This window comes from Bacillus sp. FSL K6-2944, assembly GCF_038005385.1.
Classification (GTDB): domain Bacteria; phylum Bacillota; class Bacilli; order Bacillales; family Bacillaceae_G; genus Bacillus_A; species Bacillus_A cereus.
In genome coordinates, this window is sequence record NZ_JBBOTE010000003.1 from 432,501 (window position 1) to 456,945 (window position 24,445).

Sequence of the window (24,445 nt, forward strand, 5' to 3'; positions counted from 1 at the left end):
CCAGGGTGAAGTTCAGGTAACACTGAATGGAGGCCCGAACCCACGCACGTTGAAAAGTGCGGGGATGAGGTGTGGGTAGCGGAGAAATTCCAATCGAACCTGGAGATAGCTGGTTCTCCCCGAAATAGCTTTAGGGCTAGCCTTAAGTGTAAGAGTCTTGGAGGTAGAGCACTGATTGGACTAGGGGTCCTCATCGGATTACCGAATTCAGTCAAACTCCGAATGCCAATGACTTATCCTTAGGAGTCAGACTGCGAGTGATAAGATCCGTAGTCAAAAGGGAAACAGCCCAGACCGCCAGCTAAGGTCCCAAAGTGTGTATTAAGTGGAAAAGGATGTGGAGTTGCTTAGACAACTAGGATGTTGGCTTAGAAGCAGCCACCATTTAAAGAGTGCGTAATAGCTCACTAGTCGAGTGACTCTGCGCCGAAAATGTACCGGGGCTAAATACACCACCGAAGCTGCGGATTGATACCAATGGTATCAGTGGTAGGGGAGCGTTCTAAGGACAGTGAAGTCAGACCGGAAGGACTGGTGGAGTGCTTAGAAGTGAGAATGCCGGTATGAGTAGCGAAAGACGGGTGAGAATCCCGTCCACCGAATGCCTAAGGTTTCCTGAGGAAGGCTCGTCCGCTCAGGGTTAGTCAGGACCTAAGCCGAGGCCGACAGGCGTAGGCGATGGACAACAGGTTGATATTCCTGTACCACCTCTTTATCGTTTGAGCAATGGAGGGACGCAGAAGGATAGAAGAAGCGTGCGATTGGTTGTGCACGTCCAAGCAGTTAGGCTGATAAGTAGGCAAATCCGCTTATCGTAAAGGCTGAGCTGTGATGGGGAAGCTCCTTATGGAGCGAAGTCTTTGATTCCCCGCTGCCAAGAAAAGCTTCTAGCGAGATAAAAGGTGCCTGTACCGCAAACCGACACAGGTAGGCGAGGAGAGAATCCTAAGGTGTGCGAGAGAACTCTGGTTAAGGAACTCGGCAAAATGACCCCGTAACTTCGGGAGAAGGGGTGCTTTCTTAACGGAAAGCCGCAGTGAATAGGCCCAAGCGACTGTTTAGCAAAAACACAGCTCTCTGCGAAGCCGTAAGGCGAAGTATAGGGGGTGACACCTGCCCGGTGCTGGAAGGTTAAGGAGAGGGGTTAGCGTAAGCGAAGCTCTGAACTGAAGCCCCAGTAAACGGCGGCCGTAACTATAACGGTCCTAAGGTAGCGAAATTCCTTGTCGGGTAAGTTCCGACCCGCACGAAAGGTGTAACGATTTGGGCACTGTCTCAACCAGAGACTCGGTGAAATTATAGTACCTGTGAAGATGCAGGTTACCCGCGACAGGACGGAAAGACCCCGTGGAGCTTTACTGTAGCCTGATATTGAATTTTGGTACAGTTTGTACAGGATAGGCGGGAGCCATTGAAACCGGAGCGCTAGCTTCGGTGGAGGCGCTGGTGGGATACCGCCCTGACTGTATTGAAATTCTAACCTACGGGTCTTATCGACCCGGGAGACAGTGTCAGGTGGGCAGTTTGACTGGGGCGGTCGCCTCCTAAAGTGTAACGGAGGCGCCCAAAGGTTCCCTCAGAATGGTTGGAAATCATTCGTAGAGTGCAAAGGCATAAGGGAGCTTGACTGCGAGACCTACAAGTCGAGCAGGGACGAAAGTCGGGCTTAGTGATCCGGTGGTTCCGCATGGAAGGGCCATCGCTCAACGGATAAAAGCTACCCCGGGGATAACAGGCTTATCTCCCCCAAGAGTCCACATCGACGGGGAGGTTTGGCACCTCGATGTCGGCTCATCGCATCCTGGGGCTGTAGTCGGTCCCAAGGGTTGGGCTGTTCGCCCATTAAAGCGGTACGCGAGCTGGGTTCAGAACGTCGTGAGACAGTTCGGTCCCTATCCGTCGTGGGCGTAGGAAATTTGAGAGGAGCTGTCCTTAGTACGAGAGGACCGGGATGGACGCACCGCTGGTGTACCAGTTGTTCTGCCAAGGGCATAGCTGGGTAGCTATGTGCGGAAGGGATAAGTGCTGAAAGCATCTAAGCATGAAGCCCCCCTCAAGATGAGATTTCCCATAGCGTAAGCTAGTAAGATCCCTGAAAGATGATCAGGTTGATAGGTTCGAGGTGGAAGCATGGTGACATGTGGAGCTGACGAATACTAATAGATCGAGGACTTAACCATATAATATGTAGCAATGTTATCTAGTTTTGAAGGAATATGCCTTCATAGTTTGGTGATGATGGCAGAGAGGTCACACCCGTTCCCATACCGAACACGGAAGTTAAGCTCTCTAGCGCCGATGGTAGTTGGGACCTTGTCCCTGTGAGAGTAGGACGTCGCCAAGCAACTAAACACGAGTCAAATGACTCGTGTTTTTTCGTGTTTTCTTTTATAATCCATAGTAATTAAAAAAATATGCTTAAATAATTACTATTTTGATTAAATGCAGGGGAATGTGGCTAGGATAGTGAATAAGCAAAAGAGTTGCAAATTTTATTAATACGTATATAATTAAAGTCAAAGATAGTCAAAGTCAATAAAGGTGGCGGATAAATGAGAAATATATCTGATATCATTGAGCAATATCTAAAGCAAGTTATTGACTTAAGTAATAATAATGTGATTGAAATCAAAAGAAATGAGATTGCGGATCGATTCGAGTGCGTACCATCTCAAATCAATTATGTAATCAATACCCGTTTTACATTAGAAAGAGGATTTGTAGTAGAAAGTAAACGTGGTGGAGGAGGTTACATTCGCATTATAAAAGTCAAACTGCATGATGATATAGACATTATTGATCAAATGCTTCATATGATTGATCATAGCGTTGCACAAGGGAATGCAGAGAGTATGATTATACGTTTATTAGAAGAGGGAATCATAACAGGCCGTGAAGCAAAATTAATGTTAAGTGTACTAGATCGTTCTGTATTATCAATGGATATTCCTTCTCGAGATGAACTTAGGGCTGGAATATTATGCGCAATGTTAAGAACACTGAAATATAAATAAATACAGCTTTTGTAAAAGAATGATAATTAAGATAGGGCAGTTAAATATTGTAGAAGTTTTGAAAAAGAGCATGTACTTTTATCTGAGTGGATTAAGGAAAGAGGACAATCTAGTAATGTATGAAAAGTATCATGAGGTAGATCGTTCCTGTTGTAAAGGTGGGGATATTGATGACTTGTCAAAACTGTAATATAAGACCAGCAACTTTACATTATACAAAAGTAATCAACGAGAAGAAGGCGGAAGTTCATCTTTGTGAGCAATGTGCGGAGCAAAGTGGCTATACGTCTTTCTTTCAATCATCACAGTCTAACTTTTCATTTCATGATGTATTTGCTGGTTTATTACACGGTGAATCAACAATGTTTGGAGAAGGAAAAAACGGGTTTTCAAATACAAATACAGTAAGATGTCCAGATTGTAAGATGACATATGAACATTTTACAAAAGTGGGACGCTTTGGTTGTGCTTCTTGTTACGATACATTTAAAGGACACTTAAACCCATTGTTAAAGCGACTTCATGGTGGACATACAGAACATTGTGGAAAAATTCCGGAACGAATGGAAGGAAATATCCACTTAAAGAAAGAATTAGATGAACTAAAACTTATTCTGAAACAATATGTACAGAATGAGGAGTTTGAGAAAGCTGCTGAGGTAAGAGATGAGATTCGAGGGCTTGAAACTCAGCTTAGTGAGCATAGAGAGGGGGAGTAGTTCTATGTCACTGGACAAAATTATGAATGAAGCGATTAGTCCATGGATGAAGGGGGATGGCCCTGATTCTGATATTGTTTTAAGTAGTCGAATTCGTTTGGCTCGTAATTTTAAGCAATATCAATTTTCTACTATGCAAAACGAAGAGGAAGCTCAAAAGGTTCAAGAATTATTTAAAAAGAAATTTATAAATAAAGCGGTAGAGCCCTTTGGGAAGTTTGGACTATTAAAAATGAATGAACTAACTCCTCTTCAAAGGCGAGTTTTAGTCGAAAAGCATTTAATTAGTCCAAATCTAGCAGGGACCGAATATGGAGCATGTCTGTTATCAGAAAGCGAACACATTAGTGTGATGCTTAATGAGGAAGACCACATTAGGATTCAGTGCCTATTTCCAGGACTACAGTTATCAAAGGCGCTTCAAAGCGCCAATCAAATAGATAATTGGATTGAGAAAGAGGTTGAATATGCTTTTGATGAATCACTTGGATATATTACGAGTTGTCCTACTAACGTTGGTACAGGATTAAGAGCTTCTGTAATGATTCATTTACCAGGGCTGGTTTTAACAAAAAGAATTAGCCGTATTATACAAGTAATTCAAAAATTAGGTTTAGTAGTAAGAGGAATATACGGTGAAGGTAGCGAAGCGTTAGGTAATATATTTCAAGTATCAAATCAAATGACGTTAGGGAAATCCGAAGAAGATATTATTGCAGATTTAAAGAGTGTCATGCAGCAAATTATACAACAAGAAAAATTGGCCAGAGAATTAATTGTACAAAATTCGAGCATTGAGCTTGAAGATAAGGTTTATCGTTCTTACGGTATACTAGCAAACAGTCGTTTAATTCAATCTGCAGAAGCGGCAACTTGCTTATCGGATGTACGACTCGGTATTGATCTAGGATATATAAAAGGTATATCGAGAAATATTTTGACTGAGCTAATGGTTCTTACGCAACCTGGTATTTTACAACAATATGCAGGAGGACCTTTAGGACCAGAAGAAAGAGATTATCGAAGAGCAACCTTAATCCGTGAGCGATTACGTATTGAAAAAAACTAAGCGCAAGTAGGAGGCGATTTCTATGATGTTTGGAAGATTTACAGAAAGAGCACAGAAAGTATTAGCTTTATCTCAAGAGGAAGCAATTCGCATTGGGCATAATAACATTGGAACAGAACATATTTTACTTGGGCTTGTACGCGAAGGTGAAGGAATTGCAGCAAAAGCGTTAATTGCTCTTGGATTGAGCCCGGAGAAAGTGCAAAAAGAGGTAGAAGCGTTAATTGGACGTGGAACAGAAGCTTCTCAAACTGTACATTATACACCTCGTGCTAAAAAAGTTATTGAATTGTCTATGGATGAAGCGCGTAAGCTAGGACATTCTTATGTTGGAACAGAACATATTTTACTTGGCTTAATCCGTGAAGGTGAAGGTGTAGCGGCACGTGTATTAAATAATTTAGGTGTAAGCCTCAACAAAGCAAGACAACAAGTGTTACAACTTCTTGGAAGTAACGAAGCAAGTTCAGGTCACCAAGGTGGTTCATCGACAAATGCAAATACACCGACACTAGACAGTTTAGCGCGCGACTTAACAGTTGTTGCACGTGAGAATCGTTTGGATCCTGTTATTGGACGTAGTAAAGAAATTCAACGTGTAATTGAAGTGTTAAGCCGTAGAACAAAAAACAATCCAGTGTTAATTGGAGAGCCTGGTGTAGGTAAAACAGCAATTGCTGAAGGGTTAGCACAGCAAATCGTAAATAATGAAGTTCCTGAAACGTTAAGAGATAAGCGTGTTATGACACTAGATATGGGAACAGTGGTAGCTGGGACGAAATATCGTGGTGAGTTTGAAGATCGTTTAAAGAAAGTAATGGATGAAATACGTCAAGCAGGGAATATTATTCTATTTATTGATGAACTTCATACATTAATCGGTGCAGGTGGAGCAGAAGGTGCAATCGATGCATCGAATATTTTAAAACCATCTTTAGCACGCGGAGAATTACAATGTATTGGTGCGACAACTTTAGATGAGTATCGTAAATATATTGAAAAGGATGCAGCTTTAGAGAGACGTTTCCAGCCAATTCATGTTGATGAGCCGAGTCTAGAAGAATCAACTCAAATCTTGAAAGGATTACGCGATCGTTATGAGGCGCATCACCGTGTGTCTATTACAGATGATGCAATTGATGCAGCTGTAAAACTTTCAGATCGTTATATTACGGATCGTTTCTTACCAGATAAAGCAATTGATTTAATTGATGAAGCTGCTTCAAAAGTTCGCTTGCGTTCTTATACAACACCACCAAACTTAAAAGAGCTTGAAGTGAAGCTTGAGGAAATTCGAAAAGAAAAAGATGCGGCTGTACAAAGTCAAGAGTTTGAAAAGGCTGCTTCCTTACGTGATATGGAACAACGCTTACGTGAGAAATTGGAAGATACAAAACGTCAGTGGAAAGAACAACAAGGAAAAGAAAATTCAGAGGTTACGGTAGAAGATATTGCAAATGTCGTTTCTACATGGACACGTATCCCTGTTTCTAAACTTGCACAAACAGAGACTGATAAATTATTAAACTTAGAATCCATTCTTCATGATCGTGTCATCGGTCAGGATGAAGCTGTAGTGGCTGTAGCGAAAGCTGTTCGTCGTGCAAGAGCAGGATTGAAAGATCCGAAACGTCCAATTGGTTCATTTATTTTCTTAGGGCCAACAGGTGTAGGTAAAACAGAATTAGCAAGAGCATTGGCAGAATCTATGTTCGGTGATGAGGATGCAATGATTCGCATTGATATGTCTGAGTATATGGAGAAACATTCAACTTCTCGCTTAGTTGGTTCTCCTCCAGGATATGTTGGGTATGAAGAAGGCGGACAATTAACAGAGAAGGTTCGTCGTAAGCCTTATTCAGTTGTCCTATTAGATGAAGTAGAGAAGGCACATCCTGATGTATTTAATATTCTACTACAGGTATTGGAAGATGGTCGTTTAACTGATTCTAAAGGACGTACAGTTGATTTCCGTAATACGATTGTTATTATGACGTCTAACGTTGGTGCTGAGGCGTTAAAACGTAACAAACATCTTGGATTTAACGTACAAGATGAAAGCCGTGATTATTCGGATATGAAAGGTAAAGTAATGGATGAGCTGAAAAAGGCATTTCGTCCAGAATTCTTAAACCGTATTGATGAAATTATCGTATTCCATATGCTTGAGAAAAAACATATTCAAGAAATTGTGACTCTTATGGTAAATCAGTTAGTGAATCGCTTAAAAGAACAAGAAATTGAATTGCACTTAACAGAAGGAGCGATTGCAGCTATTGCTGATAAAGGGTTTGATCGTGAATATGGTGCTCGTCCACTACGTAGAGCAATTCAGAAGCATGTAGAAGATAGACTATCGGAAGAACTTTTAAAAGGTGCTATTGAGAAAGGTCAAAAAGTTATCTTTGATGTAGAAGGGGAAACATTTGTCATTCATAGTGCTGAAAAGGTAAAATAAGTATAGACAAACTAAGAGGGCTACGAGATAGCCCTCTTTCTTGTACGAGAAGGTCAAATGTTTATAGATGAAAGCGAAGTGAAATATAAAAAGATATGGCTAAAAAGAAAACAAAATTCACATGTCAAGAGTGTGGTTATCAATCACCAAAATATATGGGTAAATGTCCAGGGTGTGGTCAATGGAATTCGCTTGTTGAAGAGATGGAACCCGTTGTATCATCCAGACGCCTAAATTATGCAAATGCAATTCAAACAGAAGTAACAAAACCAAGACGTCTTACAGAAGTAGAAACAAAGTCTGAGGCACGTATTGAAACAAAATTTCAAGAGTTTAACCGTGTACTAGGTGGCGGAATTGTAGATGGATCTTTAGTACTTATTGGTGGGGACCCTGGGATTGGAAAATCAACGTTATTATTACAGATTTCCTCGCAATTAGCAGATGCTTCATATGATGTATTGTATATATCAGGTGAGGAGTCAGCAAAGCAGATTAAACTTCGTGCAGATCGTTTACATGTAAATGGTAGTAATCTATTTGTTGTATCAGAGACAGATTTACAGCGTATTGCAGCACATATTGAAGAGATGAATCCTGCTTTTGTTGTTATTGATTCTATTCAAACGATACATTTACCTGAGGTAACATCAGCTCCTGGTAGTGTGGCGCAAGTACGTGAATGTACAGCAGAATTAATGAAACTTGCAAAAACAAAGGGAATCCCAATTTTCATCGTAGGACATGTGACAAAAGAAGGTGCAATTGCGGGACCGCGTATGCTAGAACATATGGTTGATGCAGTTCTTTACTTTGAAGGAGATCGACACCATACATATCGTATTTTACGAGCTGTAAAGAATCGTTTTGGTTCTACGAATGAAATGGGTATCTTTGAAATGAAAGAACTTGGCCTTGCAGAAGTCTTAAATCCTTCTGAAATTTTCCTTGAGGAAAGACCAGTTGGAGTTGCAGGTTCAACAGTAGTTGCCTCAATGGAAGGAACAAGACCAGTTTTAGTAGAAATACAGGCATTAATTTCCCCTACTAGTTTTGGAAATCCTCGAAGAATGGCGACAGGAATTGATCATAATCGTGTCTCGCTTATTATGGCGGTACTAGAGAAAAGAACAGGTTTACTATTACAAAATCAAGATGCGTATTTAAAAGTAGCTGGTGGTTTGAAATTAGACGAACCGGCAATTGATTTAGCTGTCGCCTTAAGTATAGCTTCAAGTTTTAGAGATAAATCTACGGCACCAACTGATGCGGTAATAGGAGAAGTTGGATTAACTGGAGAAATAAGAAGAGTATCAAGAATTGAACAACGTGTACAAGAAGCAGCTAAATTAGGATTTCAACGTGCTATCATTCCTAGAAAAAATTTAGGGGGATGGACAATTCCAGAGGGGATTGAGGTTGTAGGTGTTTCTAATTTGGGAGAAGCGCTTCGTTTGACATTAGGAGGCTAGGCTATGGAAGAAAATAAGCAACGTGTCAAAAGTATGATTAACATTTTACAGCTCGTGGCCCCAGGAACACCACTGCGCGAAGGGATAGATAATGTACTTCGCGCACAAACGGGGGGACTAATTGTTCTTGGGTATAATGAGCAGATTAAAAGCATTGTTGATGGTGGTTTTCATATTAATTGCGCATTCTCTCCTGCTAGTTTATATGAATTAGCAAAAATGGATGGAGCACTTATTTTAAATGAAACTGGAAGTAAAATTTTAATTGCAAACGCACAGTTAGTTCCAGATTCATCTATTGATTCTATTGAAACAGGTATGCGTCACCGAACAGCAGAGCGTGTAGCAAAGCAGACGGGCAGCCTTGTTGTGGCCATTTCACAAAGACGTAATGTAATTACGCTATATCAAGGGAACTTACGTTATACATTAAAAGATATAGGTGTCATTTTAACGAAGGCAAATCAAGCAATTCAAACGCTAGAAAAATATAAGGCTGTATGGAATGACGGCATTACGAATTTGGGTATTCTAGAATTTGAAGAGGTCGTTACAATGTCCGAGGTGGTTCACGTTTTACATAGTGTTGAAATGGTGCTGCGTATTAAAAATGAAATATTGAGCTATATTCATGAGTTAGGAACAGAAGGTAGGTTAATTCGTTTACAGCTTACAGAATTACTAGCTGATTTAGAGGCAGAGGCAGCATTGTTAATTAAAGATTATCACCAGGAGAAAACACAAGACCATCATCAAATCTTGAAAAAGTTACAAGATCTTGCAAATACACAACTTTTAGAGGATAGTGATTTAGTTAAATTGCTTGGCTATCCAGGACAAACAAGTTTAGAAGAAAGTGTGACACCTAGAGGGTACCGAATCACAAGCAAGATTTCTCGTGTTCCGCCACTTATTATCGAGAATTTAATTAATCGATTTAAAACATTGCAAGGTGTTTGCCGAGCAACTATTAATGAATTGGATGATGTGGAAGGAATTGGAGAAGTGAGAGCGAAGAAAATACGAGAAGGTCTAAAAAGAATTCAAGAGCATCTCTATATGAGTAGACACAATTAAGAATATTACATTGATTCTATAATATAACGACACTAGAACATTTTTGGTATATGATATGATATATTGGTAAATAAAACTATTTACAAAAAAACACGTCCGCTTTTGCATTCGGCGTTTTGATTAGCGAAACAATGGTTAATAATGAGTAGGAGGTGGTTGGATGTTAAAACGGATTGTACAGCTCTTCTTTTTAGTGATCGGGGGAGCGTTAGGGATTTACTTAATCCCCAAAATTATTAATGTATTAGATATCGGTGCGGTTCCTTTGTTGGAAGGATCGTATGTTCGTGCAATTATTGGTGCAATTATTTTATTTTTAACAACATTTTGGCTTGTAGATTATATTGGTAACTACTCAGCTTCTTCAAATAAAAAAACAGGCCAAATACATGTTTCCGATTCGAAAACATGAAAAGAAAATACTCCAATCAGAGAAAGAATCTATGCCAAATAGAGAAATTCTCTTATGAAGTCGTGTTATTCCAAGGAACCGTTCTAGTTTCTATGACTTGGTTTATCGCTTGTAAGACCGATTGTTTTTGTTTTTTCATGGTACTCATAAAGCTTCGTATCTGACAAAAAGATTCTGCGCCTTTCTTACTTCGGAAAGTCCCAGACACTTTCTGTTTTACTTTCGTCATCCGAATATCCCGTTCTGCTTGATTGTTATCAAATGGAATGGCTGGATGTTCTAAAAACGCTAGAATTCTGTCAGAATACTTGACGAAGCGATTCCATAAATTTTGAGAAGGCGTCTGCTTTCCTTTCTTCTTTTGTTTCGTGGAAAGAATCTGTTGTTCTTTCAATATGGATTGATACATAATAAACAGATTCTTTTGCGTCGCTTTTGGCATGGTACCTTCGGATTGCTTTTTCATCGTCAACGCTTGCGTTAGAAATTTCTGCATCTGTTGTGCCCATTGTTCTCCAGTACTATCTATAATTCCTTGTAAATCTCGTAAGAGATGGGCATTACATAAAACGTGACGACAATCTGTATACGCATCATACGATTTCCAACCATCATGCATCGCAATTCCAGAAAAAGATGGCAAGATTTCTCCAGCATCCATTGCTTCTTTTCCACGTTTTTGATGAATATGTTGCAATGTCACCTCCGGTGTACTGGCAGTATGTAACCATTGTGTTTTGTTTTCTACACGCATACCAGTTTCATCAAAATGGACAACAGGAGACTGCAGAATCTTTTCCTTTACTTCTTTTATGAATGGCTGCAATTGAGAAGCGAAAGCCTGTGTATGATTTACCAGGGTTCCTTCGCTTATAGAATGTCCAAAACAATCCTGAAAGAATTCTTTTGTTCGCTTCAAAGAAATGCATTGATAATGCGTTAAATAGGGAATCAGTCTTTTTATATTTGGACCATATTGAACAGGACGAGATACTGTCGAAGGAAATTGGGCTTCTTGGATAGAATGGCAATGTGGGCATTCTTTCTGTTCTACTTTATGTTCTGTCACTTCGATCTGAATAGGTGGTAAGTCATACACTTGGCGAATGCGATACCCTTTTACAGGCTCGTGGTTCAAGGAAGTATGACAACAAGTACAATATGTAGGAGAATGTGTAATCGTATGATCTGGAGTCGCTGTCAAACCAAGAGTATGTCCCTTGTGGCCCAACTGGCCACCCGTTTGACGATGAGACGGTTTGCGCAAACTTTTTGTAACGGGCTTACCCAAACCATCTGTAGAAGGTGGCTTATGACTATTTTTGGAGTTTTTTTTTGAAGCATTTTCTAGTTCTTGTATACGTTTTTCTAACTTAGAAAATGTTTCTTCAAATAAAGAAATAACAGCTTCAGGTCCTTTTTTATATGTATCTAAAATAATTTTTCGATCGACCATAAGATTCACCTCCCCTGTTTGATATACTCAGTATTTACAAATGGGAGGCATATGAAACTAGTAAAATTTAAAAAAGACACCGAAAGGTGGCTGAGTAGTTACGTTAAATTGCTTGGCTATCCAGGACAAACAAGTTTAGAAGAAAGTGTGACACCTAGAGGGTACCGAATCACAAGCAAGATTTCTCGTGTTCCGCCACTTATTATCGAGAATTTAATTAATCGATTTAAAACATTGCAAGGTGTTTGCCGAGCAACTATTAATGAATTGGATGATGTGGAAGGAATTGGAGAAGTGAGAGCGAAGAAAATACGAGAAGGTCTAAAAAGAATTCAAGAGCATCTCTATATGAGTAGACACAATTAAGAATATTACATTGATTCTATAATATAACGACACTAGAACATTTTTGGTATATGATATGATATATTGGTAAATAAAACTATTTACAAAAAAACACGTCCGCTTTTGCATTCGGCGTTTTGATTAGCGAAACAATGGTTAATAATGAGTAGGAGGTGGTTGGATGTTAAAACGGATTGTACAGCTCTTCTTTTTAGTGATCGGGGGAGCGTTAGGGATTTACTTAATCCCCAAAATTATTAATGTATTAGATATCGGTGCGGTTCCTTTGTTGGAAGGATCGTATGTTCGTGCAATTATTGGTGCAATTATTTTATTTTTAACAACATTTTGGCTTGTAGATTATATTGTTCAACTTATTAAGCATATTGAAGAGGCTCTTGTAAAGGCGCCTGTAGCAGATGTTTTATTTGGTACATTAGGATTAATCTCTGGTCTTATTGTTGCATATTTAATTTTGATACCAATTCGTGAATTTACAATTCCAGTTATTAGTACGGTGTTGCAAGTGTTCTTCACCCTTTTACTTGGATATTTAGGATTCCAAGTAGGATTTAAAAAAAGGAATGAATTGCTAGGATTATTTACATTACCCCAACGCGGAGGTAAGAAGAAAAACAATAGTGAGAATGAAGAGATAGAGGTCGAAGCAGAAAAATCTACGACTCATTGGAAAATTCTCGATACGAGTGTAATTATTGACGGACGTATTGCAGATATTTGCCAAACAAAGTTTTTAGAAGGAACAATTGTCATTCCGCAATTCGTATTAGAAGAGCTTCAGCATATTGCCGATTCTTCAGATGCTTTAAAGCGTAATCGTGGCCGCAGAGGGCTAGACATTTTAAATCGTATTCAAAAGGAGATGCCAATTCCGGTAGAAATTTATGAAGGCGATTTCGATGATATCCAAGAAGTAGATAGCAAGCTTGTAAAGTTGGCAAAAATCACTGGTGGAACTGTAGTAACAAACGATTTCAATTTAAACAAAGTTTCTGAATTACAAGGGGTTACGGTGTTAAACATTAATGATTTAGCTAATGCGATTAAACCAGTCGTACTCCCTGGTGAAGAATTAAGTGTTTATGTTGTGAAAGATGGTAAAGAACAAAATCAAGGTGTTGCATACTTAGATGATGGTACGATGATTGTAGTAGAAGATGGTAGAGAGTATGTGGGTTCACAACTTGACGTACTTGTTACTAGCGTATTACAAACATCGGCTGGTCGTATGATTTTCGCAAAACGTAAATTGCTAGAAAAAGCATTATAAGTAGAGGATTATTAATATGTATACATTAATTATTCCGGCAGCAGGCCAAGGAAAACGAATGGGTGCTGGTAAAAATAAGTTATTTTTACTTATAGATGAAGTACCAATTATTGTGCACACATTGCGTGCTTTTGAAAAAGATAAAGCGTGCAAAAGTATTATTATGGCAATTAATGAAGAAGAACGCCCGTATTTTGAAGAGTTAATGCAGAAGTACCAGATTGAAAAGCACGTACAATTCATTCAGGGTGGAGCCGAAAGACAAGATAGCGTCTATAACGCACTTCAGTATGCGAGTGGTGTCGAATATGTTCTTGTGCATGACGGGGCGCGCCCGTTCGTAACGAATAAAGTGATTCGCGATGTATTAACTGCAGCAGAAAAATATGGAGCTTCCATTTGTGCAGTGCCAGTAAAAGATACTGTTAAGAAAGTAGAGCAGGGTGTTGTTGTAGAAACGGTAGAGCGATCTCAACTTAACGCTGTACAAACACCACAAGGATTCTCTGTTTCTCTTTTGTTAGAAGCTCATAGAAGCGCAAAGCAAAGTTGTTTTCTTGGCACAGATGATGCAAGTCTCGTAGAACGTGTTGGGAAGCAAGTAGGTGTAGTAGAGGGGAGTTACTATAATATTAAAGTGACGACTCCGGAAGATCTATTAATTGCTGAAAGTTTCCTACGTGTTCAAAAGAAATAACATTGATGACGTGTTAATAAAGAAAAGCTCGGCAACAGCCGGGCTTTTCTTTATAAGGATAGCGATATAATATAGAGTCATAAAGCTCAGTAGTTTAGCTTAAGGAGGAAGTAAGGATGTTTCGAATTGGACAAGGTTTTGATGTACATGAATTTGCGGAAGGGCGCCCGTTGATTATCGGTGGAATTACAATTCCACACGAGAAAGGATTAATCGGCCATTCAGATGCAGATGTATTGTTACATACGATTGCTGATGCATGTTTAGGTGCGATTGCAGCAGGAGATATCGGAAAGCATTTTCCTGATACAGACCCAGCTTTTAAAGATGCAGATTCAGCTGTATTGTTACAAAAAGTTTGGGAATTTGTGCGTGAACAAGGTTACGAGTTAGGAAATTTAGATTGTACAATTATTGCTCAAAAACCAAAAATGGCACCACATATTGAGAGTATGCGTAAGCGCATTAGTGAACTGTTAGAAACGTCTATCGATAACATTAATGTAAAGGCAACAACAACAGAAAAATTAGGATTTACAGGTAGAGAAGAAGGGATTGCTTCTCAAGCGGTTGTTTTATTACAGAAAAAATAATGGTTTTTAATTCGTAAGATGGATAATCACATTTTTTTGGTGTACAATTATAGAATGTGTTGACATTAAGAATGGAAGGTGTACCAATTATGGAAAAGCAAGTGAGAGTGCGCTACGCGCCAAGTCCAACAGGACACTTACATATCGGAAATGCGCGTACGGCATTATTTAATTATTTATTTGCTCGTCATTTAGATGGCAAATTTATTATTCGTATTGAAGATACTGATGTAAAACGTAACGTGGCTGGTGGAGAAGAAAGCCAATTAAAATACTTGAAATGGCTCGGTATGGACTGGGATGAAGGTGTTGATGTTGGTGGTGAATTTGGACCATATCGCCAAACAGAGCGTTTAGATATTTATAAAAAATTATATGAAGATTTATTAGAGCGTGGTCTAGCTTATAAATGTTATATGACAGAAGAAGAGCTAGAAGCAGAGCGTGAAGGACAAATCGCTCGCGGTGAAACACCTCGTTACGCAGGTAACCACCGTGAATTAACTGAAGAACAAGTGAAAGAATTTGAAGCTGAGGGACGTATTCCAAGTATTCGTTTCCGTGTACCAGCTGATCGTGACTACACATTCAAAGATATTGTAAAAGATGAAGTTGCGTTCCATTCAAATGATTTCGGTGATTTTGTTATTGTGAAAAAGGATGGAATTCCAACTTATAACTTTGCAGTAGCAGTAGATGATCATCTAATGGAAATTACACATGTACTTCGTGGTGATGATCATATTTCAAATACACCGAAACAAATGATGATTTATGAAGCTTTCGGCTGGGATATTCCACAATTCGGTCATATGACTCTAATTGTTAATGAAAGTCGTAAAAAGTTAAGTAAGCGTGATGAATCTATTATTCAATTTATTGAGCAATATAAAGAGCTTGGGTATCTTCCAGAAGCAATCTTTAACTTTATTGCACTACTAGGTTGGTCTCCGGTAGGAGAAGAAGAAATCTTCTCTAAAGATGAGTTTATCAAAATGTTCGATGCAGCTCGTTTATCAAAATCACCTGCATTATTTGATTCTCAAAAACTAAAATGGATGAACAACCAGTATATGAAAAAGCAAGATTTAGATACGGTTGTAGAGTTAAGCTTACCGCATTTAGTGAAAGCTGGACGTGTGGGAGAAACTTTAAGCGAACAAGACCAAGCTTGGATTCGTGATGTAATTGCTTTATACCATGAACAAATGAGTTTTGGAGCTGAAATTGTAGAGCTTTCTGAAATGTTCTTTAAAGATCATGTTGATTATGAAGAAGAAGGACAAGAAGTATTAAATGGTGAACAAGTACCTGAAGTACTTCGTGCATTTGCTGGTCAAATAGAAGCTCTAGAAGCAATGGAGCCAGCAGCAATTAAGGCAGCGATTAAAGCAGTTCAAAAGGAAACAGGACATAAAGGTAAAAATTTATTTATGCCAATCCGTGTTGCAACTACAGGACAAACGCATGGTCCAGAGCTTCCGAATGCTATTGCACTTCTTGGAAAAGAAAAAGTTTTAAATCGTCTTCAAAAAGTAATTGGTTAACATTTTCTAGGTTTAGAAATATAATAAGTATACCTAAAACCTAATAAGGAAAAGCGACGAGAAGGAGAAGTAGAAAATCAGGCTTTTTACAGAGAGAACCACCTTTAGGCTGGGAGTGGTTTATAAGCGGATTTTTGAAATGCCCCTTCGAGTCTTCTGCTGAACAGCGAATTGCTTCGTGGGATGTCTTAGGCCGCAAAGTAAGCAGAAGCGGTTTACACCGTTATCATGGATGAGTTTGAGGCTTTTTTAAGCCTAAACAGAGTGGAACCGCGCTTAAAAGGCGTCTCTGTCAATATGACAGAGACGCCTTTTTTTTATACCGTGTAAATAGGTATGAATATAGAATTTATCTCCTTATATAAAGAATTAGGGGAGAAGTGATGAGTTAGGGGAGTTAGTTCGCTCGACAAAAAAGCAGCCCATAAAGGGGAGGGAACACCGATGTTTAAGAGGCTTCGGGAAGATATTGAAGTCGTTTTTGAACAGGATCCAGCGGCAAGAGGTTATTTCGAAGTCATTTTAACTTACTCTGGATTACATGCAGTTTGGGCCCATCGAATTGCACATGCTTTTTATAAAAGAAATTTTTTCTTTCTTGCACGTTTTGTTTCACAAGTGAGCCGCTTTTTTACTGGCATTGAGATCCATCCAGGAGCAACAATTGGTCGACGTTTTTTCATAGATCATGGAATGGGAGTTGTAATCGGAGAAACTTGTGAAATTGGTGATAATGTAACGATTTATCAAGGGGTTACATTAGGTGGTACAGGAAAAGAAAAAGGAAAGAGGCATCCAACAATTCAGGATAATGTATTAATTGCGACGGGTGCTAAAGTTCTTGGTTCTATTACTGTGGGAGAGAATTCTAAAATCGGAGCAGGGTCTGTCGTATTAAAAGAAGTTCCTGCACATTCTACAGTTGTAGGTATACCTGGCCGTGTCGTTATTCAAAATGGAGTAAAGATTGGTCAAGAATTAAATCACTCTGACCTTCCGGATCCGATTTTTGATAAATTAAAGGCTATGGAAGTAGAACTTGATAAATTGAAGAAACAATTGGAATTAAAGGTAGAAAGGAAGGATAAAAATGACTATTCACATTTATAATACGTTAACACGTCAAAAAGAAGAGTTTGTTCCATTAGAAGAAAATAAGGTAAAGATGTATGTATGCGGACCTACAGTTTATAACTACATTCATATTGGGAATGCAAGGCCTCCTATGGTATTCGATACAGTGCGTCGTTATTTAGAATACAAAGGATACGATGTGCAATATGTATCTAACTTTACGGATGTAGATGATAAATTAATTAAAGCGGCAAATGAATTAGGTGAAGATGTACCGACAATTGCTGATCGTTTTGTTGAAGCGTACTTTGAAGATGTAACAGCACTAGGTTGCAAACACGCAACAGTTCATCCTCGTGTAACAGAAAATATGGATATCATTATTGAATTTATTCAAGAACTTGTGAATAAAGGGTATGCATATGAATCAGAGGGTGATGTGTACTTTAAGACGAAGGAATTCGAAGGTTACGGTAAATTATCACATCAACCAATCGCAGATTTACGTCACGGTGCTCGTATTGAGGTAGGGGAAAAGAAACAAGACCCTCTTGATTTTGCTTTATGGAAAGCTGCGAAAGAAGGAGAAATCTTCTGGGAAAGCCCTTGGGGGCAAGGACGTCCAGGATGGCATATTGAATGCTCAGCAATGGCGCGTAAGTACTTAGGGGATACAATTGACATTCATGCTGGTGGTCAAGACTTGGCTTTCCCACATCATGAAAATGAAATTGCGCAGTCAGAGGCATTGACTGGAAAAACGTTTGCACGTTACTGGATGCATAATGGATATATTAATATTAACAATGAGAAGATGTCTAAATCGCTTGGTAACTTTATTTTAGTTCACGATATTATTAAGCAATACGACCCGCAGTTAATTAGATTCTTTATGTTATCAGTACACTATCGTCACCCGATTAACTTTAGTGAAGAGTTATTACAAAGTACGAATAATGGACTGGAAAGAATTAAAACAGCTTATGGAAACTTAAAGCATCGTATGGAGAGTAGTACGGATTTAACGGACCATAATGAGAAATGGTTAGCTGAAATAGAGAAATTCCAGACTGCATTTGAAGAGGCAATGAATGATGACTTTAACACTGCAAATGCAATTACCGAATTATACAACGTAGCAAATCATGCAAATCAATATTTACTTGAAGAGCATACATCTAAAGTTGTGATTGAAGCATACGTAAAACAACTGGAAACGTTATTTGATATTTTGGGATTAGAATTATCAAAAGAAGAATTACTGGATGAAGAAATTGAAGAGCTTATCCAAAAGCGCATTGAAGCTCGTAAAAATCGTGATTTTGCATTGTCTGATCAAATTCGTGACGATTTAAAAGAACGTAATATTATTTTAGAAGATACTGCTCAAGGTACAAGATGGAAAAGAGGATAAGGATGATCGATGCAAAGCAATTAAACAGCTTGGCGTTAGCGTATATGGGTGATGCGGTATATGAACAATATATCCGCTATCACCTCCTTCAAAAAGGAAAAGTTCGCCCTAATCAATTACACCGCTTAGGGACGAGCTTTGTTTCAGCAAAAGCACAGGCGAAAGTTGTTTATCATTTATTAGAGACGGCATTTTTGACAGAGGAAGAAGAGGCGGTATTAAGAAGAGGGCGTAATGCAAATTCAGGTACAGTTCCGAAAAATACGGATGTACAAACATATCGACATAGTACAGCCTTTGAAGCGCTAATTGGTTATCATCATTTATTAAATAATCGTGAAAGATTAGACGAAATTGTATATAAGGCAATTGCAGTTTTAGAAGAAAAGGAAGGGGGCACATCATCATGACTAGTGAATATATTATCGGACGTAACCCTGTAATTGAAGCGTTAAGATCAGGGAGAGATATTAATAAAATTTGGATCGCAGAAGGTGCTGCCAAAGGACAAGTACAAATTGTACTAGCGTTAGCGAAAGAAAATAAGATTATTTTACAACATGCACCAAAGAAAAAGTTAGATCAATTAGTTGAGGGTAATCATCAAGGTGTAATTGCTCAAGTAGCTGCATATCAGTATGCAGAGTTAGAAGATTTATTCAAAGTGGCAGAAAAACGTAATGAAGATCCATTCTTCTTGATTTTAGATGAGATTGAAGATCCGCATAACCTAGGTTCTATTATGCGTACTGCTGATGCAACAGGAGCTCATGGAATTATTATTCCGAAGAGAAGAGCTGTGGGACTTACAGCATCAGTTGCGAAAGCATCAACAGGAGCGATTGAATACATTCCTGTTGCGCGCGTAACAAACTTATCTCGTACAATTGATGAATTAAAAGAGCGTGGACTTTGGATTGCTGGTACAGATGCCAAAGGGAAAACGGATTACCGTAATTTAGATGGTACAATGCCGATTGGGTTAGTAATTGGTAGTGAAGGAAAAGGTATGAGTCGTATTATTGGTGAAAAGTGTGATTTCTTAATCACTTTACCGATGGTTGGTAAAGTTACATCCTTAAATGCTTCAGTAGCCGCAAGTTTGTTAATGTATGAGGTATATCGTAAACGTCACGAAATTGGTAAATAAAAAATGAACGATATTTTAATCGTTGACGGTTACAACATTATCGGAGCTTGGGGAGATTTGAAGAAACTGCGGGATGTAGATTTACAATCATCAAGAGATGCGCTTATTGATAAGATGGCGGATTATCAAGGTTATACAGGTATAAAAGTGATGATAGTCTTTGATGCCTATACAGTCCATGGTATTGAAAAAAAGATGAAACAATCTCGTGTAGAAGTAATATTCACACGAAAGAATCAAACTGCAGACGAAAAGATAGAGCAACTTGCGATAGAGCTTAGAAATATAAATACACAAATATATGTTGCGACTTCTGATTATACAGAACAATGGGTTATATTTGGGCAAGGTGCCCTTCGAAAATCTGCGCGTGAATTAGAGTTGGAAGTACAAGCGATGGAACAACAAGTAAGAAGGCGCACAAAAGACACGAAAGAACAGCAGCCCGCCATGCGAAAGATATTTAGTAAAGATATTACAGAAAAATTAGAAAAATTAAGAAGAGGAGAGCGTTGAAGCATTGACGCTCTTTATCTTTTTACTGTATAATATTGCTAAATAAATAGCGGTCGGAGGGATCAAGGTGGAAGCAGGCTTCGTAAGTATAGGCGACGTTACATTTTGTGATTTAGAGGATGAGGCAATCGTTGAGTTAGTTCGAAAAGGTAATACTGACGCTCTAGAATATTTAATTCACAAGTATAAGAACTTTGTTCGTGCGAAATCAAGATCTTACTTTTTAGTGGGTGCCGATCGAGAAGACATTGTTCAAGAAGGTATGATAGGGTTGTTTAAAGCAATTCGTGATTATAAAGAGGATAAGCTGTCTTCATTCAAAGCATTTGCTGAACTATGTATCACTCGACAAATTATTACCGCTATTAAAACGGCAACAAGACAAAAACATATTCCTTTAAATTCGTATGTGTCTTTAGATAAGCCGATTTACGATGAGGAATCTGATCGAACGTTATTGGATGTTATTTCTGAAGCGAAGGTGACTGATCCTGAAGAGATGATCATTAGCCAGGAAGAATATACAGACATAGAATCAAAAATATCTGAATTATTAAGCGATTTAGAAAGGAAAGTGCTTTCTTTATATTTAGATGGTCGTTCTTATCAAGAGATTTCAGAACAGTTAAACAGGCATGTGAAATCTATTGATAACGCTTTACAAAGAGTAAAGAGAAAATTGGAACGATATATGGAAATGAGAGAAAGTACAACTTTAAATTCATAAGAAGTAACAAGTGCTACAGGTGTAAAATAAATCACCTGTTTTCTTTTGTAGAGAGTACAAAATGCATGTCATTGACATTGTCTTTTATTGTATGATACATTTTTAGGGACATAATGTTACAAGGTTGGTGTAACTAATGAGGAAAAAAGTTGTACTCTCATGTGAAGAGTGTAAAAATCGAAACTACTCTACTATGAAAGATACGAGCTCAATAGAGCGACTTGAAATAAAAAAGTTTTGTAAAACATGCAATCAGCATACAGTTCACAAGGAAACAAAATAAATAATTGAAATAATACACTGGAGGTCCCGCAGATGCGTTTAACGAACTTTTTCGGCGATGTAGGTCGCGAAATGAAAAAAGTAAGTTGGCCTAAAAAAGATGAATTACTCCGCTCAACAGCGACTGTTGTTGCTACAGTTGTGTTCTTTGCGATTTTCTTCGCAGTAGTTGATATGGGCATTTCTTCTTTAATTCGGTTAATTCTTGGTTAATTCTTGAATAAGAAGCACTTATCCATGATATAATGTTATTTATAAGAACTGTGTAAAAGCCCGGTGAACGGGTTTTTTCATTTGCGCAAAAAAATGTACGTCAGGGAGGGAAGGACGCTCGTCCTAAATGAATGGAAAAAAGTTGGTATGTTGTCCATACTTATTCTGGATATGAAAATAAAGTAAAAGCAAACCTAGAGAAACGTGTAGAATCAATGGGTATGCAAGATAAAATTTTCCGTGTTGTTGTCCCGGAAGAAGTAGAAGTAGAAATGAAAAACGGAAAAGAAAAATTAATGAAAAGAAAAGTGTTCCCAGGTTATGTATTAGTAGAATTAATCATGACTGATGACTCTTGGTATGTTGTACGTAACACGCCGGGTGTAACTGGGTTCGTTGGTTCTTCTGGTTCTGGATCTAAACCATCACCTCTATTAGAAGAGGAAGTTGTTACCATTATGAAACATATGGGAATGGACAACGAAGTGGTTGATTTCGACTTTGAACTTCATGAGACAGTACGTGTAAATGAGGGGCCATTCGCAGATTATACAGGTGCTATTGAAGAAATTGATGTGGAGAAGAAAAAGGTTAGCGTGCTTGTGGACATGTTTGGTCGCGAGACTCCAGTTGAACTTGACTTCCATCAAATTGAAAAATTATAAAATGAAACTTGAAATGAATTGTAAAAAGTGATAATATCTTTTAAGTCAGTACGTCTTCGTTATCGGAGACGTTTTTTGAAAGATTTTATCCTTACAGATAAAATATGACGTGGGAGGGCAAATCACTGTCCAATTGACCACATCACGGACTTAAGGAGGTGTGTCTCGTGGCTAAAAAGGTAATTAAAATGGTAAAGCTTCAAATTCCTGCAGGTAAAGCTAACCCAGCTCCACCAGTTGGTCCAGCATTAGGACAAGCAGGTGTTAACATCATGGGCTTCTGTAAAGAGTTTAACGCTCGTACAGCAGATCAAGCTGGTCTTATCATCCCTGTTGAAATTACGGTATTTGAGGACCGTTCATTCACTTTCATTACTAAAACTCCTCCTGCTGCTGTTCTTCTTAAGAAAGTAGCTGGTATTGAGTCTGGTTCTGGTGAACCAAACCGTAATAAAGTGGCAACTGTTAAGCGTGATAAAGTACGCGAAATCGCTGAAACTAAAATGCCTGACCTAAACGCTGCTAGCGTAGAAGCTGCAATGCGTATGGTTGAAGGTACTGCACGCAGTATGGGCATCGTTATCGAAGACTAATTCGATTTGTTTTAAAAAAGGTTGCGGGTCTGGAATTCCAATTCGCAACCTTTATTATCGTAAATGATTATCGTTTTTAAATAAATGGATGGCGCTCATCCTCAGGTTATACCTGAAAACAGGCGTAAACGTGGGAGGTTATTCCGCTAAAACCACATTCGAGGAGGAAATAAAAATGGCTAAAAGAGGTAAAAAGTACGTAGAAGCTGCAAAGCTTGTTGATCGTGCAGCTGCTTACTCTGCAACAGAAGCAGTAGAATTAGTAAAGAAAACAAACACAGCTAAATTTGATGCAACTGTAGAAGCTGCATTCCGTTTAGGTGTTGACCCTAAGAAAGCTGACCAACAAATCCGTGGCGCAGTTGTTCTTCCACACGGTACTGGTAAAGTACAACGTGTATTAGTATTTGCTAAAGGTGAAAAAGCTAAAGAAGCTGAAGCTGCTGGAGCTGACTTCGTAGGCGATACTGATTACATCGGTAAAATCCAACAAGGTTGGTTCGATTTCGATGTAGTAGTAGCAACTCCTGACATGATGGGTGAAGTTGGTAAACTTGGTCGCGTATTAGGACCTAAAGGTTTAATGCCAAACCCTAAAACTGGAACAGTTACTTTCGATGTAACTAAAGCTGTTAACGAAATCAAAGCTGGTAAAGTTGAATACCGCGTTGATAAAGCTGGTAACATCCACGTTCCAATCGGTAAAGTATCTTTCGAAGATGCTAAATTAGTAGAAAACTTCAAAACAATTGCTGACACTTTACAAAAAGTTAAGCCAGCTGCTGCAAAAGGTACTTACATGAAGAACGTAACAGTTGCTTCTACAATGGGACCTGGCGTACGTGTAGACGTTTCTACATTAGCGTAAATTTTGGAAGTTGACTTCATAAAGAAGTTTTAATATAATCATTTATGTTGTGAATTTAATTAGTGTACCGTAGACAGTAGGTGTCAATAGACTTAATTTCCTACCTAGGTGTTAATATACGAAGCGGAATCTTTTTTCTGTGACTATATGCCTCCATGTCTACAAGTTGGGCATGGAGGTTTTTAGTGCACTTTCGGTACATCTTCTATATAATCTACAGGAGGTGTAATAACATGAGCAAAGTAATCGAAACTAAACAACAAGTTGTAACTGAAATCGCGGACAAACTTCGCGCTAGTAAATCTACAATCGTTGTTGACTACCGTGGTTTAACAGTTTCTGAAGCAACAGAATTACGTAAGCAATTACGTGAAGCTGGCGTTGAGTTCAAAGTTTACAAAAACTCTCTAACTCGTCGTGCTGCAGAATCTGCTGAAATGGCTGAGTTAAATGAATTCTTAACAGGACCAAACGCAATCGCGTTCAGTAACGAGGATGTAGTTGCTCCTGCGAAAGTATTAAACGACTTCGCTAAAGATCATGAAGCTTTAGAAATTAAAGCGGGCGTAATCGAAGGTAAACTTGTAACACTTGATGAGGTTAAAGCAATCGCTACTCTTCCATCACGTGAAGGCTTACTTTCTATGCTTCTTAGCGTTCTTCAAGCTCCAATCCGTAACCTTGCACTTGCTACTAAAGCAGTTGCAGACCAAAAGGAAGAGCAAGGCGCTTAATTTTTTAAAAGATAATTACGTATTATCGATAAAACAATACAAACCTATTTAAGGGAGGA

The 24,445-nt window shown here is 38.6% G+C and carries 23 protein-coding genes, 2 rRNA genes, 2 pseudogenes and 2 other annotated features (1 of these 29 running past the window's edge); of the genes and pseudogenes, 26 read left to right on the forward strand and 1 reads right to left on the reverse strand.

All coding sequences use genetic code 11. The features are described from left to right. The 9 genes and pseudogenes from MHH55_RS28690 to MHH55_RS28730 form a co-directional block, all read left to right on the forward strand. Positions 1–2,180 (forward strand): 23S ribosomal RNA (locus MHH55_RS28690); it begins 742 nt to the left of the window's first position. Positions 2,181–2,228: 48 nt separating this feature from the next. Beyond that, positions 2,229–2,344 (forward strand): 5S ribosomal RNA (rrf, locus tag MHH55_RS28695). Between the two features lie 208 nt (positions 2,345–2,552). Beyond that, on the forward strand, positions 2,553–3,014 hold the full coding sequence (gene ctsR / locus MHH55_RS28700) for a transcriptional regulator CtsR (RefSeq protein WP_078187788.1): 462 nt from the start codon (positions 2,553–2,555) through the stop codon (positions 3,012–3,014). Positions 3,015–3,184: 170 nt separating this feature from the next. Then, entirely contained in the window at positions 3,185–3,733 is a 549-nt protein-coding gene (locus MHH55_RS28705) for a UvrB/UvrC motif-containing protein (RefSeq protein ID WP_000128399.1), read from the forward strand. Positions 3,734–3,737: 4 nt separating this feature from the next. Then, entirely contained in the window at positions 3,738–4,802 is a 1,065-nt protein-coding gene (locus MHH55_RS28710; protein WP_000050842.1) for a protein arginine kinase, read from the forward strand. Between the two features lie 22 nt (positions 4,803–4,824). Next, positions 4,825–7,260, forward strand: coding sequence for an ATP-dependent protease ATP-binding subunit ClpC (gene clpC, locus MHH55_RS28715; RefSeq protein ID WP_000971183.1), 2,436 nt, complete (start codon positions 4,825–4,827; stop codon positions 7,258–7,260). A 95-nt stretch (positions 7,261–7,355) separates the two neighbouring features. After that, positions 7,356–8,732 (forward strand): DNA repair protein RadA, encoded by a 1,377-nt coding sequence (radA, locus tag MHH55_RS28720; RefSeq protein ID WP_001085202.1) that lies wholly within the window; start codon positions 7,356–7,358, stop codon positions 8,730–8,732. 3 nt (positions 8,733–8,735) lie between these two features. Then, a complete protein-coding gene (disA, locus tag MHH55_RS28725; RefSeq protein ID WP_000392163.1) occupies positions 8,736–9,809 on the forward strand; it encodes a DNA integrity scanning diadenylate cyclase DisA in 1,074 nt (357 codons plus the stop codon). A 160-nt stretch (positions 9,810–9,969) separates the two neighbouring features. Then, positions 9,970–10,155: pseudogene (locus MHH55_RS28730) on the forward strand (PIN domain nuclease); the annotation flags it as partial. Positions 10,156–10,273: 118 nt separating this feature from the next. On the opposite strand, the gene tnpC reads toward MHH55_RS28730, so the two are convergent. Beyond that, positions 10,274–11,677, reverse strand: coding sequence for an IS66 family transposase (gene tnpC, locus MHH55_RS28735; RefSeq protein WP_100910632.1), 1,404 nt, complete (start codon positions 11,675–11,677; stop codon positions 10,274–10,276). A 93-nt stretch (positions 11,678–11,770) separates the two neighbouring features. Between tnpC and MHH55_RS28740 the strand changes: the two are divergent. The 17 genes and pseudogenes from MHH55_RS28740 to rplJ all read left to right on the forward strand — a co-directional run. Beyond that, positions 11,771–12,043 (forward strand): annotated as a pseudogene (locus MHH55_RS28740) (DNA integrity scanning diadenylate cyclase DisA); the annotation flags it as partial. Positions 12,044–12,203: 160 nt separating this feature from the next. Next, the gene (locus MHH55_RS28745) at positions 12,204–13,313 is read left to right on the forward strand and encodes a PIN/TRAM domain-containing protein (protein ID WP_340881869.1); all 1,110 of its coding nucleotides are present in this window, start codon (positions 12,204–12,206) and stop codon (positions 13,311–13,313) included. Positions 13,314–13,329: 16 nt separating this feature from the next. Further along, entirely contained in the window at positions 13,330–14,010 is a 681-nt protein-coding gene (gene ispD / locus MHH55_RS28750; RefSeq protein ID WP_000288284.1) for a 2-C-methyl-D-erythritol 4-phosphate cytidylyltransferase, read from the forward strand. Positions 14,011–14,126: 116 nt separating this feature from the next. Beyond that, positions 14,127–14,603, forward strand: coding sequence for a 2-C-methyl-D-erythritol 2,4-cyclodiphosphate synthase (gene ispF / locus MHH55_RS28755; protein WP_000488386.1), 477 nt, complete (start codon positions 14,127–14,129; stop codon positions 14,601–14,603). An 89-nt stretch (positions 14,604–14,692) separates the two neighbouring features. Further along, on the forward strand, positions 14,693–16,150 hold the full coding sequence (gene gltX, locus MHH55_RS28760) for a glutamate--tRNA ligase (protein WP_000415143.1): 1,458 nt from the start codon (positions 14,693–14,695) through the stop codon (positions 16,148–16,150). A gap of 47 nt (positions 16,151–16,197) precedes the next feature. Next, positions 16,198–16,444 (forward strand) — a binding site (T-box leader). A 150-nt stretch (positions 16,445–16,594) separates the two neighbouring features. After that, positions 16,595–17,260, forward strand: coding sequence for a serine O-acetyltransferase (cysE, locus tag MHH55_RS28765; protein ID WP_000476497.1), 666 nt, complete (start codon positions 16,595–16,597; stop codon positions 17,258–17,260). Next, positions 17,241–18,638, forward strand: a complete 1,398-nt coding sequence (gene cysS / locus MHH55_RS28770) for a cysteine--tRNA ligase (protein WP_000152276.1) — start codon at positions 17,241–17,243, stop codon at positions 18,636–18,638. Before cysE ends, cysS begins: the two co-directional genes overlap by 20 nt. A 2-nt stretch (positions 18,639–18,640) precedes the next feature. Beyond that, the gene (locus MHH55_RS28775) at positions 18,641–19,048 is read left to right on the forward strand and encodes a Mini-ribonuclease 3 (RefSeq protein WP_000564261.1); all 408 of its coding nucleotides are present in this window, start codon (positions 18,641–18,643) and stop codon (positions 19,046–19,048) included. After that, the gene (gene rlmB / locus MHH55_RS28780) at positions 19,045–19,788 is read left to right on the forward strand and encodes a 23S rRNA (guanosine(2251)-2'-O)-methyltransferase RlmB (protein ID WP_000200237.1); all 744 of its coding nucleotides are present in this window, start codon (positions 19,045–19,047) and stop codon (positions 19,786–19,788) included. Before MHH55_RS28775 ends, rlmB begins: the two co-directional genes overlap by 4 nt. Before the next feature lie 3 nt (positions 19,789–19,791). Then, complete coding sequence (locus MHH55_RS28785; RefSeq protein WP_000997876.1) at positions 19,792–20,304, forward strand: NYN domain-containing protein; 513 nt, start codon at positions 19,792–19,794, stop codon at positions 20,302–20,304. 67 nt (positions 20,305–20,371) lie between these two features. Further along, a complete protein-coding gene (locus MHH55_RS28790; protein ID WP_078186565.1) occupies positions 20,372–21,031 on the forward strand; it encodes an RNA polymerase sporulation sigma factor SigH in 660 nt (219 codons plus the stop codon). A gap of 136 nt (positions 21,032–21,167) precedes the next feature. Next, a complete protein-coding gene (gene rpmG / locus MHH55_RS28795; RefSeq protein WP_014481927.1) occupies positions 21,168–21,314 on the forward strand; it encodes a 50S ribosomal protein L33 in 147 nt (48 codons plus the stop codon). Positions 21,315–21,346: 32 nt separating this feature from the next. Continuing rightward, complete coding sequence (secE, locus tag MHH55_RS28800; protein ID WP_001241323.1) at positions 21,347–21,526, forward strand: preprotein translocase subunit SecE; 180 nt, start codon at positions 21,347–21,349, stop codon at positions 21,524–21,526. A 131-nt stretch (positions 21,527–21,657) separates the two neighbouring features. Continuing rightward, complete coding sequence (gene nusG, locus MHH55_RS28805; RefSeq protein ID WP_000415794.1) at positions 21,658–22,191, forward strand: transcription termination/antitermination protein NusG; 534 nt, start codon at positions 21,658–21,660, stop codon at positions 22,189–22,191. 167 nt (positions 22,192–22,358) lie between these two features. Further along, positions 22,359–22,784, forward strand: coding sequence for a 50S ribosomal protein L11 (gene rplK / locus MHH55_RS28810; protein ID WP_001085872.1), 426 nt, complete (start codon positions 22,359–22,361; stop codon positions 22,782–22,784). Positions 22,785–22,959: 175 nt separating this feature from the next. Next, complete coding sequence (gene rplA / locus MHH55_RS28815; RefSeq protein WP_001987630.1) at positions 22,960–23,652, forward strand: 50S ribosomal protein L1; 693 nt, start codon at positions 22,960–22,962, stop codon at positions 23,650–23,652. A gap of 49 nt (positions 23,653–23,701) precedes the next feature. Continuing rightward, positions 23,702–23,846: a sequence feature (ribosomal protein L10 leader region), on the forward strand. Between the two features lie 39 nt (positions 23,847–23,885). Beyond that, a complete protein-coding gene (gene rplJ / locus MHH55_RS28820; protein ID WP_000048716.1) occupies positions 23,886–24,386 on the forward strand; it encodes a 50S ribosomal protein L10 in 501 nt (166 codons plus the stop codon). Positions 24,387–24,445: the final 59 nt, after the last annotated feature.

What these genes read in the sequence shown, in the direction of transcription:
- ctsR (WP_078187788.1), top strand. Translation starts at nt 2,553, where the DNA reads ATGAGAAATATATCTGATATCATTGAGCAATATCTAAAGCAAGTTATT.
- MHH55_RS28705 (WP_000128399.1), top strand. Translation starts at nt 3,185, where the DNA reads ATGACTTGTCAAAACTGTAATATAAGACCAGCAACTTTACATTATACA.
- MHH55_RS28710 (WP_000050842.1), top strand. Translation starts at nt 3,738, where the DNA reads ATGTCACTGGACAAAATTATGAATGAAGCGATTAGTCCATGGATGAAG.
- clpC (WP_000971183.1), top strand. Translation starts at nt 4,825, where the DNA reads ATGATGTTTGGAAGATTTACAGAAAGAGCACAGAAAGTATTAGCTTTA.
- radA (WP_001085202.1), top strand. Translation starts at nt 7,356, where the DNA reads ATGGCTAAAAAGAAAACAAAATTCACATGTCAAGAGTGTGGTTATCAA.
- disA (WP_000392163.1), top strand. Translation starts at nt 8,736, where the DNA reads ATGGAAGAAAATAAGCAACGTGTCAAAAGTATGATTAACATTTTACAG.
- tnpC (WP_100910632.1), bottom strand. Translation starts at nt 11,677, where the DNA reads ATGGTCGATCGAAAAATTATTTTAGATACATATAAAAAAGGACCTGAA.
- MHH55_RS28745 (WP_340881869.1), top strand. Translation starts at nt 12,204, where the DNA reads ATGTTAAAACGGATTGTACAGCTCTTCTTTTTAGTGATCGGGGGAGCG.
- ispD (WP_000288284.1), top strand. Translation starts at nt 13,330, where the DNA reads ATGTATACATTAATTATTCCGGCAGCAGGCCAAGGAAAACGAATGGGT.
- ispF (WP_000488386.1), top strand. Translation starts at nt 14,127, where the DNA reads ATGTTTCGAATTGGACAAGGTTTTGATGTACATGAATTTGCGGAAGGG.
- gltX (WP_000415143.1), top strand. Translation starts at nt 14,693, where the DNA reads ATGGAAAAGCAAGTGAGAGTGCGCTACGCGCCAAGTCCAACAGGACAC.
- cysE (WP_000476497.1), top strand. Translation starts at nt 16,595, where the DNA reads ATGTTTAAGAGGCTTCGGGAAGATATTGAAGTCGTTTTTGAACAGGAT.
- cysS (WP_000152276.1), top strand. Translation starts at nt 17,241, where the DNA reads ATGACTATTCACATTTATAATACGTTAACACGTCAAAAAGAAGAGTTT.
- MHH55_RS28775 (WP_000564261.1), top strand. Translation starts at nt 18,641, where the DNA reads ATGATCGATGCAAAGCAATTAAACAGCTTGGCGTTAGCGTATATGGGT.
- rlmB (WP_000200237.1), top strand. Translation starts at nt 19,045, where the DNA reads ATGACTAGTGAATATATTATCGGACGTAACCCTGTAATTGAAGCGTTA.
- MHH55_RS28785 (WP_000997876.1), top strand. Translation starts at nt 19,792, where the DNA reads ATGAACGATATTTTAATCGTTGACGGTTACAACATTATCGGAGCTTGG.
- rpmG (WP_014481927.1), top strand. Translation starts at nt 21,168, where the DNA reads ATGAGGAAAAAAGTTGTACTCTCATGTGAAGAGTGTAAAAATCGAAAC.
- secE (WP_001241323.1), top strand. Translation starts at nt 21,347, where the DNA reads ATGCGTTTAACGAACTTTTTCGGCGATGTAGGTCGCGAAATGAAAAAA.
- nusG (WP_000415794.1), top strand. Translation starts at nt 21,658, where the DNA reads ATGGAAAAAAGTTGGTATGTTGTCCATACTTATTCTGGATATGAAAAT.
- rplA (WP_001987630.1), top strand. Translation starts at nt 22,960, where the DNA reads ATGGCTAAAAGAGGTAAAAAGTACGTAGAAGCTGCAAAGCTTGTTGAT.
- rplJ (WP_000048716.1), top strand. Translation starts at nt 23,886, where the DNA reads ATGAGCAAAGTAATCGAAACTAAACAACAAGTTGTAACTGAAATCGCG.